The organism is Paenibacillus ginsengarvi, assembly GCF_003626695.1.
Lineage (GTDB): Bacteria > Bacillota > Bacilli > Paenibacillales > NBRC-103111 > Paenibacillus_AB > Paenibacillus_AB ginsengarvi.
Window position 1 is genome coordinate 144,140 of sequence record NZ_RBAH01000001.1, and the last position, 15,543, is coordinate 159,682.

Annotated in this window: 15 protein-coding genes and 1 pseudogene; 2 read left to right on the top strand and 14 right to left on the bottom strand. The window is 55.9% G+C overall.

Going from position 1 to position 15,543, the window contains the following annotated elements:
* Positions 1 to 68: 68 nt before the first annotated feature.
* The 5 genes from topA to D7M11_RS00765 form a co-directional block, all read right to left on the bottom strand.
* Positions 69 to 2,180, bottom strand: coding sequence for a type I DNA topoisomerase (gene topA / locus D7M11_RS00745; RefSeq protein ID WP_120745238.1), 2,112 nt, complete (start codon positions 2,178 to 2,180; stop codon positions 69 to 71).
* Between the two features lie 68 nt (positions 2,181 to 2,248).
* Positions 2,249 to 3,349, bottom strand: a complete 1,101-nt coding sequence (gene dprA / locus D7M11_RS00750; RefSeq protein ID WP_338042457.1) for a DNA-processing protein DprA — start codon at positions 3,347 to 3,349, stop codon at positions 2,249 to 2,251.
* A gap of 116 nt (positions 3,350 to 3,465) precedes the next feature.
* Complete coding sequence (gene sucD / locus D7M11_RS00755; protein ID WP_120745239.1) at positions 3,466 to 4,398, bottom strand: succinate--CoA ligase subunit alpha; 933 nt, start codon at positions 4,396 to 4,398, stop codon at positions 3,466 to 3,468.
* Positions 4,399 to 4,419: 21 nt separating this feature from the next.
* On the bottom strand, positions 4,420 to 5,580 hold the full coding sequence (gene sucC / locus D7M11_RS00760) for an ADP-forming succinate--CoA ligase subunit beta (protein WP_120745240.1): 1,161 nt from the start codon (positions 5,578 to 5,580) through the stop codon (positions 4,420 to 4,422).
* Between the two features lie 286 nt (positions 5,581 to 5,866).
* Positions 5,867 to 6,112 carry a hypothetical protein gene (locus D7M11_RS00765; RefSeq protein ID WP_120745241.1) on the bottom strand — a complete coding sequence of 82 codons (246 nt, stop codon included), beginning with the start codon at positions 6,110 to 6,112 and terminating at the stop codon, positions 5,867 to 5,869.
* Between the two features lie 243 nt (positions 6,113 to 6,355).
* Between D7M11_RS00765 and D7M11_RS00770 the strand changes: the two genes are divergently transcribed.
* Positions 6,356 to 7,903, top strand: coding sequence for a YifB family Mg chelatase-like AAA ATPase (locus D7M11_RS00770; RefSeq protein WP_120745242.1), 1,548 nt, complete (start codon positions 6,356 to 6,358; stop codon positions 7,901 to 7,903).
* Positions 7,904 to 7,989: 86 nt separating this feature from the next.
* The gene (locus D7M11_RS00775) at positions 7,990 to 8,178 is read left to right on the top strand and encodes a DUF2524 domain-containing protein (RefSeq protein ID WP_120745243.1); all 189 of its coding nucleotides are present in this window, start codon (positions 7,990 to 7,992) and stop codon (positions 8,176 to 8,178) included.
* Positions 8,179 to 8,266: 88 nt separating this feature from the next.
* Here the strand turns inward: D7M11_RS00775 and D7M11_RS00780 are convergent.
* The 9 genes and pseudogenes from D7M11_RS00780 to rimM form a co-directional block, all read right to left on the bottom strand.
* Positions 8,267 to 8,623, bottom strand: a pseudogene (locus tag D7M11_RS00780) (YraN family protein); the annotation flags it as partial.
* A 24-nt stretch (positions 8,624 to 8,647) separates the two neighbouring features.
* Positions 8,648 to 8,956 (bottom strand): EscU/YscU/HrcU family type III secretion system export apparatus switch protein, encoded by a 309-nt coding sequence (locus D7M11_RS00785; RefSeq protein ID WP_168928289.1) that lies wholly within the window; start codon positions 8,954 to 8,956, stop codon positions 8,648 to 8,650.
* Complete coding sequence (locus D7M11_RS00790; protein ID WP_120745245.1) at positions 8,953 to 11,019, bottom strand: hypothetical protein; 2,067 nt, start codon at positions 11,017 to 11,019, stop codon at positions 8,953 to 8,955. The genes D7M11_RS00785 and D7M11_RS00790 overlap by 4 nt, the downstream gene beginning before the upstream one ends.
* A 106-nt stretch (positions 11,020 to 11,125) precedes the next feature.
* Entirely contained in the window at positions 11,126 to 11,749 is a 624-nt protein-coding gene (locus D7M11_RS00795; RefSeq protein ID WP_120745705.1) for a ribonuclease HII, read from the bottom strand.
* Positions 11,750 to 11,888: 139 nt separating this feature from the next.
* Positions 11,889 to 12,788: a ribosome biogenesis GTPase YlqF gene (gene ylqF, locus D7M11_RS00800; protein WP_120745246.1), complete on the bottom strand. Its 900-nt coding sequence runs from the start codon at positions 12,786 to 12,788 to the stop codon at positions 11,889 to 11,891.
* A gap of 46 nt (positions 12,789 to 12,834) precedes the next feature.
* A complete protein-coding gene (lepB, locus tag D7M11_RS00805) occupies positions 12,835 to 13,485 on the bottom strand; it encodes a signal peptidase I (protein ID WP_120745706.1) in 651 nt (216 codons plus the stop codon).
* A 157-nt stretch (positions 13,486 to 13,642) separates the two neighbouring features.
* Positions 13,643 to 13,984 carry a 50S ribosomal protein L19 gene (gene rplS / locus D7M11_RS00810; RefSeq protein WP_120745247.1) on the bottom strand — a complete coding sequence of 114 codons (342 nt, stop codon included), beginning with the start codon at positions 13,982 to 13,984 and terminating at the stop codon, positions 13,643 to 13,645.
* Positions 13,985 to 14,159: 175 nt separating this feature from the next.
* On the bottom strand, positions 14,160 to 14,903 hold the full coding sequence (gene trmD / locus D7M11_RS00815) for a tRNA (guanosine(37)-N1)-methyltransferase TrmD (protein WP_120745248.1): 744 nt from the start codon (positions 14,901 to 14,903) through the stop codon (positions 14,160 to 14,162).
* Positions 14,903 to 15,427, bottom strand: coding sequence for a ribosome maturation factor RimM (gene rimM, locus D7M11_RS00820; RefSeq protein ID WP_120745249.1), 525 nt, complete (start codon positions 15,425 to 15,427; stop codon positions 14,903 to 14,905). The genes trmD and rimM overlap by 1 nt, the downstream gene beginning before the upstream one ends.
* Positions 15,428 to 15,543 lie beyond the last annotated feature (116 nt).

The following is a 15,543-nucleotide window of genomic DNA, read 5'->3' on the forward strand; positions in this document are numbered from 1 at the left end:
CGCTTGGCTATAGCCCGCAGCTTCGCCTGACGCAGCCCGCTGCTGTCTTGGCGCGCCAGGCATAGGGCTTAATAATCGGCTTCGCCTTCGCCCTCGGCGTCCGCCTGCTGGTATTCTTCCTTGTGGCCGCATTCCGTACATTGCAGGAAATGGCCGGCCTTCGTATTTTTCTCGACCAGCATCGTCTCGCAGTTCGGACACGCTTTGCCGGACGGTTTATCCCAAGAGACGTAATCGCACTCCGGATACCGGTCGCAGCCGAAGAAGATGCGCCCTTTTTTGCTCCGCCGCTCGACGACATGGCCTTCCTTGCACTTCGGACAAGTGACGCCGATTTCCTTGACGATCGGCTTCGCATTGCGGCATTCCGGGAAACCGGAGCAGGCGAGAAACTTCCCGAACCGGCCCATCTTGATCACCATATGCCGGCCGCATTTTTCGCACAAAATATCGGTCACTTCATCCTGGATTTCAACTTCCTTCATTTCTTCCTCGGCCACTTCGAGCCGCTTTTCGAACGTCGAATAAAATTCATCGAGCACTTTGACCCAGTCGACCTTGCCCTCTTCGACGAAGTCCAGCTCTTCCTCCATATGGGCCGTAAACTCCACGTTCAAAATTTCCGGGAAAAACTCGGCCATAAGCTGGATGACCAGATCGCCAAGCTCCGTAGGGACGAACTTTTTCTCTTCCATCGCCACGTAGCCGCGCTTCTGGATCGTCTCCAGCGTAGGAGCGTACGTACTTGGCCGGCCGATCCCCATTTCCTCAAGCACGCGCACGAGTCGGGCTTCCGAATAACGCGGAGGCGGCTGGGTGAAATGCTGCTTCGGCTCGATGGCGCGATTATCCAGCTCATCGCCTTGTACGAGCATCGGCAAAAACTTGTCGTCCTCGGTTGTGCCGTCGTCGTTGCCTTCCACATACACCTTCATGAAGCCTGGAAACTTCACTTTGGAGCCGACGGCGCGGAATAACGTATCCCCCGCCTGAATGTCGACCGTCATCGTATCGAGAACCGCCGATGCCATCTGGCTCGCGACGAACCGCTCCCATACGAGCTTGTATAACCGATGCTGATCCCTGCTCAAAAACGGCTTCAGCTCATCTGGGGTTTTCACTACCGCAGTCGGCCGGATGCCTTCGTGGGCGTCCTGGGCGTTGGCATTTTTTTTCAAATAAACGCGGGGCGTCTCCGGATAATACTCGGCTCCGTACGATGCGAATATATACTCCTTGGCCTCTTCCTGGGCGACCGGGGAAATCCGGGTAGAGTCGGTACGCATGTACGTAATGAGACCAACCGTTCCTTCCTTGCCGAGGTCGATCCCTTCGTACAGCTGCTGGGCGATCTGCATCGTTTTCGCCGCCCGGAAATTCAGCTTGCGCGCCGCTTCCTGCTGCAAGGAGCTCGTAATGAACGGAGGCGCCGGATTGCGCTGCCGCTCCTTCTCCCTTACTTCGTTTACAACAAACTTCTCCGAACCGATCCGCTCCAAGATGTCTTGAACGTCAGCCTCGCGATGCAGCTCGAGCTTCTCCCCGCCCGCTCCATAAAACTTGGCGTCGAATTCGGTCCCTTTGACGGCCAGCTTTGCCGTAATCGACCAATACTCCTCCGGTACGAACGCGCGAATCTCGTTCTCGCGGTCAATAACGAGCTTTACGGCTACGGATTGAACCCGGCCGGCCGATAACCCCTTCTTGACCTTCTTCCACAGCAGCGGGCTAATTTTGTAGCCGACAAGACGATCCAAAATGCGGCGCGCCTGCTGCGCGTTGACCAAATCCATATCGATTGGCCGCGGCTGCTTGAAAGCGTCCTTAACGGCCTGCTTCGTAATCTCGTTAAACACAACCCGGCAAGGCTCCTTCTCGCTCAGCTCGAGGTAATGCGCCAAATGCCACGCAATCGCCTCGCCTTCGCGATCGGGGTCAGCCGCAAGATACACGTTTTTCACTTTGCGGCTCGCATCCTTCAGTTCCTTCAAAACGGCTCCTTTGCCGCGAATCGTTATATATTTCGGTTCAAAATGGTTTTCGACCTCCACGCCCATTTGGCTCTTCGGAAGATCGCGTATATGTCCCATGGACGCTTTGACAATAAATTTACTGCCCAAATATTTGCCGATCGTTTTCGCTTTTGCCGGTGACTCCACAATGACTAAAGAATCCGCCATAGACTCGCCGTCCTCCTTCCATCGTTCCTCTTCCTTGTATTCCTATGGTTAAGCCGCTCGTACGGACACTACAAACGTATATAGGCCGAACCAGGTAAAGGCTCAATCTTTTTTTTCAAAATTAAATTTAACAGAACTGAATGCAAATGTCCAAATTCTATACCGGAGAGGATGAGCAATTCGTCAAAAGTAATCGGAACGGCGGACAGCAGCTCCAGCAATTTTCGCTCGTCCGCAGACGCCTCCACGCCATCCTGGGCGGTATCCGCCCGACTTCCAGGCACGTCTTTTGTCGAATAACGCCGGTATTCTTCCATAATATCTTCGGCACAAGTTACGAGTTTGGCTCCTTGCCGGATCAGGTCGAGCGTACCGGAGCTTTGCGAGGAAGTAATCGGCCCGGGCACGGCAAATACGTCCCTCGACTGCTCCAGCGCCTGATCCGCCGTGATGAGCGACCCGCTTCGGCTGGCCGCCTCCACGACGACCGTTCCCAGACTGAGGCCGGATATGATCCGGTTGCGCTGCGGAAACAGGCCGGGCTTCGGCTCCGTGCCGAGCGGGTATTCACTAACGATAACCCCTTTCTGTGTTATATCCGCATACAGGGAAGCGTTTTCAATCGGATACACGCGATCCGGCCCGCAGCCTAGCACAGCCGCCGTGCCGCCCTCACCCTCGAGCGCACCGCGATGGGCGCTGCTGTCGATGCCTCTGGCGAGCCCGCTTGCGACGCATATTCCGCCGTACGATAGATCTCTCGCCAGTTCGAAGGCGATTTTCCGGCCGTATGCTGTCGGCGAACGGGTACCGACCATGGCGATGCACGGACGCGTCAATACGCTCAAGTCGCCGCGATAATACAGAACCCACGGCGGCTGGGCAATCTCGCGAAGCAGAGGCGGGTAGTCCGGGTCCGCTTCGGTCACGAAAGAGACGCGATTCCTAACGTACGTTTCCAGCCGGCTTTCGATAAATGCCGGAGTCAGTTTGCCGCAGATCGCCGCAGCCGCATTCGGTTTGACGCCAAAAGCGACAAGATCCGCCGGCTCCGCATCTAAAAGTCCGGAGATCGCTCCGGAAACACCGGAGACGAGCCGCTCGATCGTTCTCCAGCCCACTCCTGCAAGTTCGTGCAATCCAAATAATACATTACGGTCATTTATCAAGTAAAGGTCTCCTTTGCAAAAAAATTTGCCGGGCTTGTCCATTCGGACTATTTAAACAAAAAACCTTCCGTACCCGGGTAGCGGGATGCGGAAGGTTGCTTACCTTCAAAACGTTTTTATTTTTTAACGATGCATTTGTCTAGCATGCCTTTTTCTTCGAGCACGCTGACAAGCGTAGAGCCCATTTCGGACGGAGTCGGAGCGACTTTCACGCCGCAAGCTTCCAGCGTCGCCACTTTTTCCGCTGCCGTGCCTTTGCCGCCGGAAATGATTGCGCCGGCATGTCCCATCCGTTTTCCCGGAGGGGCCGTTTGACCGCCGATGAAGCCTACTACCGGCTTCGTCATGTTGGCTTTGATCCACTCGGCCGCTTCTTCTTCTGCCGTGCCGCCGATTTCGCCGATCATGATGACCGCATACGTGTTCGGATCTTCGTTAAACAGCTTGAGGATATCGATGAACTCCGAGCCTTTAACCGGGTCGCCGCCGATACCTACTGCCGTCGATTGGCCGATGCCGCGAGTCGTCAGCTGGTGAACCGCTTCGTACGTCAGCGTGCCGCTGCGGGATACTACGCCGACATGACCAGGCAGATGAATGTAGCCCGGCATAATGCCGATTTTGCACTCGCCCGGCGTAATGACGCCCGGACAGTTAGGGCCGATCAGGCGGGTTTTCTTGCCTTCCATGTAACGGCTCACGCGAACCATGTCGAGAACTGGAATGCCTTCCGTAATACAAATGGCCAGATCCATTTCAGCGTCGACCGCTTCCAGAATCGAATCCGCGGCAAAAGCCGGGGGAACGAAAATGAGCGATACCGTTGCGCCGGTTGCTTTTTTCGCTTCGATAACCGTGTTGTAAACCGGGAGCTTGACGGTTGTGCCGTTTTCCAGCGCAAACTCAACTTCCGTGCCGCCTTTGCCCGGGGTTACGCCGCCAACGAACTGGGAGCCGTATTCCAGGCCGCCTTTCGTATGGAAAGTGCCCTGCGATCCGGTGATGCCTTGCGTAATAATTTTTGTATTTTTATCGATCAAAATGCTCATCGAATGTCATCTCCTCTCGAATTACTTCACCAGCGAAACGATTTTTTGCGCGCCGTCAGCCATCGAATCGGCAGCGACAATATTCAACCCGGACTCGTTCAATTTCTTTTTGCCGAGGTCCACGTTCGTTCCTTCCAAACGTACGACGAGCGGACGGTCCAGACCTACTTGCTTAGCGGCTTCGATAACGCCGTCGGCAATAACGTCGCATTTCATAATGCCGCCGAAGATGTTGACGAAGATACCTTTTACTTTCGCGTCGGACAAAATGATTTTGAACGCCTCGGTTACTTTCTCAGCCGTAGCGCCGCCGCCAACGTCAAGGAAGTTAGCCGGTTCGCCGCCGTAATACTTGATGATGTCCATCGTCGACATGGCAAGGCCTGCGCCGTTAACGAGACAGCCGATATTGCCGTCGAGGGCGATGTAGCTGAGATCGAATTTGGACGCTTGAATTTCTTTTTCGTCCTCTTCGTCCAAATCGCGAAGCTCCAAAATGTCCTTGTGGCGGAACAGCGCGTTCGAATCGAAATTAAGCTTGGCGTCAAGCGCCATAACTTGTCCGTCACCGGTAACGACGAGCGGATTGATTTCGGCGATGGAGCAGTCTTTGTCCACAAACGCATTATAAAGAGCCGTCATGAATTGTACGGCTTTGTTAACGAGCGCGGTAGGAATGTTGATCGCATATGCAAGTTTGCGCGCTTGGAACGGCTGCAAGCCGATAGCAGGATCGATAACTTCCTTGAAAATTTTCTCTGGCGTGTGGGCAGCGACTTCTTCGATCTCGGTGCCGCCTTCTTCGGACGCCATCATAACGACGCGGCCTGTACCACGGTCAACGACTACACCCACATAATATTCTTTCTTGATGTCGCAGCCTTGCTCGATGAGAAGACGCTTTACTTCCTTGCCTTCCGGTCCGGTTTGATGCGTGACCAGCACTTTGCCCAAAATTTGCTCGGCGTATGTACGAACCTCGTCGATATTTTTGGCCACTTTAACGCCGCCCGCTTTGCCGCGTCCGCCCGCATGGATTTGCGCTTTTACGACAACTACGGACGTACCGAGCGATTTCGCGGCTTCGACGGCTTCATCCACCGTAAACGCCACTTTGCCCTGAGGAACCGCTACGCCATACTGTCTCAGGACCTCTTTCCCTTGATACTCATGGATATTCATTGACCGAATCCTCCTATCGAACTGTCTTGGGTGATGTTGTATACAAAAAAGGGCATAATGCCCGCTACCCACAAGGCGAACTGTAACGCTCGCGGTTAACCCAAAAATGCCTTATTTATTGTACCACGTTTTTTCGACACATTCCTGAAATTTTTGTGAACAATATGTATTTGTATGGTTATGGACGGTAAAAAGACAAAGCTTTCTTCCCACGCTCACATAGAAATAGCGCAGGCTTTCTTCCGGAAAGCTTGCGCTAAACGCACAAGATACGAATCGGCGGCGGTTACTGCATCGGATCGACGCGCGGCTCCCGCTCGGCCTGTTTGACGTATCGCATCTCATTGCCGATAAAGCCGCATACAAGGCATCCGATCATCGGCTCGGGAATTTCCTCCGTAACAGACTCGGACATTTGCGTAATCGTTCCGCTTACCGCCTCTTTCATAAACGACTGCGACGAGGTCGACATGATGCGGAATTTGGTCCGGTTCGACCGGCAGTTTGGGCAGAAATACGGTTTATCCTGCATGTGCATTCACCTCTTTCGTTACCAGTATCTCCACTTGCAGCCATATTATTAGCGCTGGGATCAACCTGAGAGTCTTGGCGCGGCTGTAAGATATCATTTCGCGGCGGAAGGATATTGCGCAGCCGGCGACGAATATAAGATTTCAGAAAATATGGAAGCACCAATTTTCGCGTACACTTGCCCGCCCAATCGATTGAACGGCGCCCGGCGGGCCTATTCCGACGAAAAGAGGTGCTTTTTGGCATGTATTTTAAAATGAACGGCGCGTGTCTGCAAGGCATCGACGGTACGATCGTAGACGTCGAAATCGATATTAGCAGCGGATTGCCTTATTTTCAGATCGTCGGCTTGCCGGACTCTTCAGTGAAAGAATCGACCGAACGCGTACGGTCCGCACTCAAAAACAGCGGGGCCGTATTTCCGCTCGAGCGGATTACGATTAATCTCGCGCCTGCGGATGTACGCAAGGAAGGCTCCTCCTTCGATCTCGCCATCGCCACAGGCGTGCTCAGTGCCAGCGGTCAACTGAACGTCCCCGGACTAGAGCGGTGCCTGACGATCGGGGAGCTGTCGCTGGACGGGCGGCTTCGTCCCGTTCGCGGCGTTTTGTCCATGGTAGACGCGGCCAAGCGCCGAGGCTTGTCGAACGTTCTGCTGCCGGCGGAAAACGTCCGGGAGGCGATGCTTATCGAAGGGATGCGAATCGTCGGGATCGGCGCCGTCAAGGAGCTGATGGAGCTTAGCGGAACCGATCCTTTTCAGGAAATCGCTCCGTCACAAGGAGTCGGCCGCACGCCGTTGCTGTCGGATAATGACGAAATATTTATGGAGGATTTTGTCGACGTGTTCGGCCAATACCAGGCTAAACGCGCGTTAACGATTGCCGCCGCAGGGTTTCACAATCTGATCTTTATCGGACCGCCCGGCTCGGGCAAAACGATGCTCATCCGCCGCCTGCCCTCCATCCTGCCCGCTCTGACCGACGAAGAATCGCTCGAGGTGACGAAGGTGTACAGCGCCGCCGGACTCATCACGGATCGAACAAAGCTGATTCGGCACCGGCCGTTCCGCAATCCCCATCATACGGTGTCAATGGGCGGCCTTGTCGGCGCCGGCAGTTACCCGAAGCCGGGCGAGGTCAGTCTGGCCCACCGCGGCGTTTTGTTTCTGGACGAGCTGCCGGAATTTCCGCGCAGCGTGCTCGAAGTACTGCGTCAGCCGATCGAGGACCGCCGGGTGACGATCGGCAGGGCGAGAGCCGTGTTCACGTTTCCTACCCATTTCATGCTCGCAGCTTCGATGAATCCGTGTCCGTGCGGCTTTTACGGCTTCCCTACGGCAGCAACTGCATGTTCATGTTCCCCGCTCAAAGTACAGCAGTATCGTTCCCGCATATCGGGACCGCTGCTGGAGCGGATCGATCTGCATGTCGAAGTGCCGCGCATAGAATACGATGCGATCAAACATGCCGCAGGAGGCGGCGACAGTTCTTTCGATCTGCGCGCCCGAGTCGGCAAGGCGCTGGAGCGCCAAGCGCTCCGGTATGCCGGTACCCCGGTCCGCTTTAACGGCGAGCTGACCGGACGGAAACTCCGCGAGCACTGCCAGCTTCCTCCCGAAGGGGATAAGCTGCTCGCAAGCTCATTTGAAGCGATGGGACTGAGCGTGCGCTCCCATGACCGCATCCTCAAAATCGCCCGCACAATAGCCGATCTGGCGGGGAGCGAGGCGATTCAAACCGAGCATTTGGCAGAGGCGCTGCAGTACCGCACCCTGGACCGGAACCGTTAGACCTCTTCCGGTGTTTACCGCAGCTCCAAGTTGCGTACAATAAGCTAGCCGCGGCGTAATTTTATAAGGAAATGATGGAGGTTACGATGCTAGATAATCTGGAAAGCAATTACGACTGCGCGAGTGCAGGAGACGATCTTCACCGGCTGCTGCAGGAAGCGGAACAGCTAAGCTCCAGCATTGGCGGATCGAAGGAAGATGAAGAGCGGATGAACCGCATCGAAAATCAGATTCGGTTTATTCGCAACAAATGCTCCATTCCCGGAAACAGCTAAATCCCCCGGAAACACGAAAATGCCGCCCGGACTACATCGGTCCAGACGGCATTTTTGCATGTAAATCGCTTTTCGATCACGCCTAAAGTTAAAACGCATTCTTCAAATGATTTAATTTAAGGAGCTGTCCCTCGGCTGTAAACAGAATGGTAATCACGTCGATTCTCGACTTGCCTGCCGTTGCCCGGCTTCGATATAAATAATAGGCGGCCGTTTCCCGGACTTTCCTCTGTTTGCGCATATCGACCGATTCCTCCGGACTGCCGAATGTTCCCGTATCGCGCCTGGAACGCACCTCGACGAATACGGTTACGCCTTCATCATCGGCGATCAAATCCAGCTCGCCGCTCGGACAGCGCCAGTTGCGTTCCTTGATCGTATACCCTTCGCCGACTAAATGCCGGGCAGCCGCTTCCTCGCCTTGCCGCCCCAACGCTTTGCGTCCGTCCGTCCGGCCGCCTTGATCCGGTCATGCTCCACCGTCCCCTTCCGCTTTTGCCCGAGAGTCGGTCCGGTACACAAAGCTTAATATTTCCGCAACGAGCTGGTACAGCTCCGGCGGAATTTCCTGCTTCAAGTCCAGCTTGGACAACACCTCGACCAGCGAGGGGTCTTCCTGCAAGGTGACGCCGTGCTCCTTGGCTTTACGGATGATCGTATCGGCCACATGGCCTTTCCCTTTGGCTACGACCATCGGGGAAACGTTTTTATCGGGCGCATACCGCAGTGCGACCGCCCGCTTCATCGCCATCTTCTCGTTCTCCGGCGTTTGGCTCATACTCGCATATCCACGCCTTTGTAAGACTTCACCCGGTAAGCCGCCGCAGACGGCGATTGCACCGGAAGTTCGGCACCGCCTGCCGCTTCTCCCCGCCCCGCCGAAGATAGCGACTGGGGATAGGGACTGCATTTCAGCACCGCGCACTCGTAGCCGTTTTGGCGCAGCCCTTCCTCAATTTCTTCGCGGTATGCTTCCAGCAGTCCGGCAAGAACCGGCATATCGTTGTGTACTTGCAGATGCACCTTCCTGTCGTACACCTGCACATCCACAAGCGTCAGGCCAAGTGTCTGCATATTCAGATCGAACAACAGCCGGCAATTGCTCGCATCAAGCTCTCCGCGGCTGCCTTTGCGCGTTTGAACGTGTACGGCCGCCGTCTGCTCCACCCCGTCCTGCCGCACCGGGAGCATCAAAGTGAGGTGCGTCAACGCCGCGCCGCGATCCGGGGACAGCAGAAGCTGCTGCCCGGTAATTTGCTGCAGCGCCTGCTGAGCGCTTTCCCGCAGCGTACTCGGCATCGCATCGGAGCCGCTAATTTGCAGCAGTACGCTTTTTAAGCTGTCGGCCGCCGCATGACGCAGCACATCGCTAGGAGACACCGGCTGTTCCGGTACCGCTGCACCGGCTGCAAGCAGCATTGAAGCGGATTCCGGCCCCGCCGTCGGGTGAGCCCGATGCTCGGCTCTCATAATCGCGCGCGATAGCTGATGTTCATTGTCCATTCCGACCGCTTTAAATAGCCGGGAAATCCAGTTATCTTCGCCTTTCGCCTGCATCCTCGGCGCCGCTGTGTGTTCCTGGGGCTCCGCTTGCTTCGGAGGCTGTCTCTGAGCGTCAGCAGGCTCGTTCGTTTCCGCTGCCTTATCCGCTTGACCTGTTGCTTGCAGAGGGCTGCCTCCGGCCTCTGGAGCCGCCTTGCCGAGCGGCACTTGCCCCTCTTGGCGGCCTACGTTCCCTACAGTTCGCTCCGCTTCCCCGCGTCCGCCGCCGGCTTCGGGCCTGAAGCCCGAAGGAGCCGATCGCTCCTCCGCCTGCTCGCTCGTCCGGCTTGCCGCATTCGCTCCCGCTTGCTCTGCCGCGGGCCTCTCTTGCCCTGGCGCCGCACGGTCCGACCGGACAGCAGCCTGAGGCTGCGTGTCTCCGGACTCTTCAGCGGCGGGTGCGGTCTGCATAGCCGCCCCATCGGCGGCTCTCGTCGCGAGCACAGAAGCTTTGCTCCCTTCGGTAGGGGAAGCCGCTGCCTGTTTACCAGAGACGCTCCCAGCGTCGACAGGACGTTCTGCGGGCGTTTTATCAAAGATGGTCCCTTTGGCCGCCTGATCGTTCTCGCCAGCGACAACCTGCTGTCCGTTACCTGCTTTCACCGCCTGCTCCGTCTGTCCGCGAACCGCCTCGATCGCCTGCTCCAGCTTCGTCAGCAGTTGCTGAGCTTCATCTGCCGCAGGGCCGGGCGGCAGAGCCATCGTTTGGAGCGTTTGCCGGGCTAATTGCTGCAAGCCGTTCAGCTTCTCGCCCAGAGGCTGCCCGAACATCGCTTCGCGCAAACTCTGCACCGATTCCCGGGTGACAGGCAGATTGCGCTTGCTCGCCACAATCGCCGCTTCCAGCCACTGCTCGGACGGCACGCCAGCAGGCGCCTGCTCGGCGATAGCCGCAAAGTTTTGCAGCACCGCTTTCGTCAGCGGGATCTCCGCCTGCTGGAGCTGCTTGGCGAGCTGCCTTAGCGACGGGCTGTCTTTCATACCAAAGCTCTGCAGCATATTCGCAATCGAATCTTCGCCGAGAAACGCCGCCGCCACATCAACCGCCTTCAAAATCGTCAAACTGCCCGTCGACTCCGGCTGTACTTGAAAATGCGCGACCTGCCCCTGCTGCAAAGAAGTCTCCAGCTTCGCTCTCAGATGAACGCCGCCAATATTAACGATCGCGTCCTGCTCGCCCAAAAGCTGAAGCACCATCCCTTTTACGACTTGTCCGGCTTTCAGCTCGACCGTTTTCGCTTCCGCCGGCTGCAGCTCGCCGAGCAGGCTCCGCATCATTTGACTGATTTGCATGCTCATCGTTACCGCTCCCTCGCGCCCGGATTTCTACTATGTATATCGGCAGCCGCCGCGGTATTTTGCAGCGAAATCCGTTATTCCGCCATGAACCGGCCCGACAAGCCGTTTAAAACAGCTCCATCTGCTCGTTCAATATGCCTTTCAGAAACGTTTTCCGGTGCATCGGGCTAGGGCCATACTGCATAATCGCTTCTCTATGTACTTTGGTCGCATAACCTTTGTGGGAGGCGATTCCGTATTCGGGATAATCGAGATTCCACCCCAGGCACAACCTGTCTCTCGTCACCTTGGCGATGATGGAAGCCGCCGCGATCGATTGGCTCAGCGCATCCCCGTGAATAACGGCTAGCTGACGAATCGGGCTGTCCACCTTTTCGGCATCAACCAGTAAATAATCCGGCGTCACCATCTCTGCGAGCTGCTCCAGCGCCTGCTTCATCGCCAGTCTGGCCGCCTGCTTAATATTGATCGCGTCGACCGTAGCCGCATCAACCTTGCCGATTCCGATGCCGAGCGCGTTCTCGCGGATGACCTCATACAGCTCCTCGCGCTTTTTCTCGCTCAGCTTCTTCGAATCGTCAATTCCTTCGATGACGACCCCTGCCGGAAGCACGACAGCCGCCGCCACCACATCGCCGAACAAACAACCTCGGCCTACCTCATCGATTCCGGCGATACATTGCACGCCGCTGTTCCATAATTCCCGTTCGTACTGTAACAACTCCATCATTTCCCCCATGATCGGTTTCATTCCTCCATTGTACCGGGATTGCGGCCGTTAGGGAAGATCGTTTCCTGCTGGTGGCATTTTCCTAATCTGTTCAACATAAAGCGCGAACAACGAAAAAAGCACCCTGCGGGCCGGCTTTTCAGCCGTCCGTGAGTGCTTCCTCCTTCGAGCGGCCATCCGGCCTCTCCAAACTGATCCGTCCCAGCTTGCCTCCGCGCAAATCGCGCAGCACGACCATCGAGGCTTTCTCCAAATTGACGGAGCCGCCGCTCTGCAAGCAGCCGCGCTTGCGCCCGATCGCCTCCATAACGCCTACGATCTCGTCCGCCTCCGCCCCTGCCCCAGGAACGTCCGTCAACTCGTAGCGCTCCTTGAGGTTAGCCGGATAAGCTTCGCTTATAAAGCGCAAAGCGTGGAACGCCACATCCTCCACGTGCAAAATTTGATCGCTGATCGATCCGATCGCCGCCAGCCGATAGCCGACGACCTCATCCTCGAACTTCGGCCACAAGATCCCCGGCGTGTCGAGCAGCTCCAAATCTCCGCCCGCCTTGATCCACTGCTGCCCTTTCGTTACGCCCGGTTTATCGCCGGTCGCCGCGATATGCTTGCCGGCGAGACGATTGATCAGCGTCGACTTGCCTACATTCGGAATGCCCACGATCAAAGCTCGGACGGCTCTCGGATTCATCCCTTTGCGCAGCTGCGCCTCGATTTTGTCGCGCAGCGCATGTTTGGCCTTCTCCGGTATGGAGCGGACCCCTTCCCCTGTGACGGCGTCGATCGGAAGCGCCTCGATTCCGAGCTTCCCGAAGTAGGCGATCCAGTCGCGCGTGATGCCCGGGTCTGCCAAGTCGGCTTTATTCAGCAGGACGAGACGCGGCTTGTTCATCATAATGTCGTCGATCATCGGGTTTCGGCTCGATAATGGCACGCGGGCGTCCAGCAGCTCGATGGCAATGTCGATGAGCTTGAGCTTTTCCTGAATCTGCCGTCTGGCTCTGGTCATATGACCGGGAAACCATTGAATCGTCGTCATGCGTTACCTCCCGGTGTCGTATTCGTTTAGGTTTCGAAAAGCGCCTTTATCTGTGAATCCACTGCATGTCAGCGATCGGCCAAAATACGATTTCGGCGCGTCCGACGACCTTCTCCGTCGGTACCGGTCCGATCATCCGGCTGTCCGTACTGTCGGAACGGTTGTCACCCAGGACGAAAACGGTGCCTTCCGGCACTTTCGACTCCGGCCAGTTCAAATTGTTATACGATTTGCCCGCCTTTTTGGCCTGTTCGACCACCTCGTGCAAATACGGCTCGTCCAGCGGTTCTCCATTAATATATACCGTATCGCCTTGAACCTTCACGGTCTCCCCGGGCAAAGCGATAATGCGTTTGATAAAGTCTTTGTTTTCGGTCGCATGGAACACGACGACCTCGCCGCGCTTCGGCTCCCGGAAATCGTACAGCAGCTTGTTGACGATCAGCCTTTCTCCCGTATGGAAGTTCGGCTTCATCGAAGGCCCGTCCACTATGTAAGACCCGAACAGGAAATAGCGGATCAGGAACGCGAGGCCAAAGGCGATCAGCAGCGCTTTCAGCCATTCCCACGCTTCATTTTTCGTTTTCAAGACGGCGGCCTGCGGCTCCGGACGGTCTCCGGACTTCCCGGCATCCGCATCGGGAGAAGGATTGTTAGCCGGTTCGTCGTCTTCTCGTTTCAAATCGCTATCGCTCATAACATCTCCCTCACTTTTCCGGACTTTCGTGGCGAACACATGCCGCTCCTCCGGGCAAGGTCCGTTCGCTGTAGCGCTTTATCTTTATGGGTTAAACGAATTAGTCTTTAACAATAAACGAAAAGGGACTTGCTGGTGACAAGCCCCTTTTTCCGAATTAACGGATTTCTTTAATTCTGGCTGCTTTACCGCGAAGACCACGCAAGTAGTACAGTTTCGCGCGGCGAACTTTACCGCGGCGAGCTACTTCGATCTTCTCGAGCTTTGGCGAGTGCAGCGGGAATGTTCTTTCCACGCCTACGCCGTAAGATACTTTGCGAACCGTAAACGTTTCGCTGATGCCGCCGCCACGACGTTTGATTACAACGCCCTCAAACAGCTGAACCCGCTCGCGCGATCCCTCGATAACTTTTACGTGTACCTTGAGGGTGTCGCCCGGACGGAAGCTCGGCAAATCTTTACGAAGCTGTTCTTGTGAAATTTCACGTACGAGATTCATAGATCTGCTTCCTCCTTCCACTCAGATGTTCGTACTCGCTCGTATAGCTCCTAATGGCTATCGTCATTGCGCGCAGAGGACCACCGAACTAAAACTACAACAGATGATATTCTAACATAGGCTTGGGTAGAAATGCAAGATCTTTCGATTAAATATTTCCAAAGTCTACGTTACATCAAGAACGGTCCGAAGACTCCTGCTGCCGCTTCAACCATTCCCGTTCCTTCGCGGTCAGCTCGGCATGCTCCAGCAAATCCGGACGCCGCTTCAGCGTACGCAGCAGCGACTGCTCCCTGCGCCACTTGGCTATATGCTCATGGTGTCCGGACAACAGCACATCGGGAATGCTCCAATCGCGGAACTGGGCCGGGCGCGTATACTGCGGATACTCGAGCAAGCCCGTGCTGAATGAATCGGTCACTGCTGATTGCTCATTGCCGAGAACGCCGGGCAGCAGCCGAACGACACTGTCGATGACAGCCATCGCCGGCAGCTCGCCGCCCGTCAGCACATAGTCGCCGATCGACAGCTCGTCCGTGATCAGAAACTCGCGAATCCGTTCGTCGTATCCTTCGTAATGGCCGCATACGAAAATAAGATGCCGCTCGGCGGACAGCTCTTCCGCCTTGCGCTGCGTGAACGTTTCGCCTTGCGGGCACATCAGAATGACGCGCGGCACCTCTTCGCTGCCTTCCGTCAAAGACTCCACCGCGCCGAAAATCGGCTCCGCCTTGAGCACCATACCGCCGCCGCCGCCGAACGGGTAATCGTCGACCGTATTATGCTTGTTGTTTGCAAAATCGCGAAAGTTGACCGTATTCAGGCTTACGATGCCTTTATCGCGGGCTTTGCCGAGAATGCTCGCGCCGAACACGCCCTCGAACATGGAAGGAAACAAGGTCAGCACATCGATCCGCATCAGTCGATCAAACCTTCCATCAGATGAACGCGGACCCGCTTCGCTTCCACATCCACATCCAATACGACGTCGTCGATAACCGGAAGCAGCACCGGCTTGCCCTTCGCCCGTTCCACAACCCAGACATGATTCGCTCCAGGAGCCAATATTTCGCTAATGCTGCCAAGCTCCTCGCCTTCATCGGTGACGACCAAACAGCCGATAATCTGGTTGTAATAATACTCACCCTTTTCGAGCGGCTTCCGGTCCTCGTCGGAAACTTTAATCAGCCACCCTTTATAAGGCAAAACTTCATTAATATTATCGTACCCTGTTAGTTTGAGAATATATACGTTTTTATGCGATCGGGAGCCTTGCACGGACACCCGTTGTTCATTCGCTTCGTTGTTCGGGTCGATCAGTACAAGCCGGCTTCCTTTGCCGAACCGCTCTTCGGGAAAATCCGTCTGCGATACGACCTTCAGCTCCCCCCGAATGCCGTGCGTATTGACGATTTTACCGACATTATACAGCTTTCCGCTCATGCGTTCCCTCCATTATCTGGTCTTGATCCGCCGGCCTTTTTGGCCTGCGGCAGTTGTGGCCTAAGCCTTGGCGGGAACGCTGTCACGAAACCCGCTTCTGCCCGAAATGATCGGGA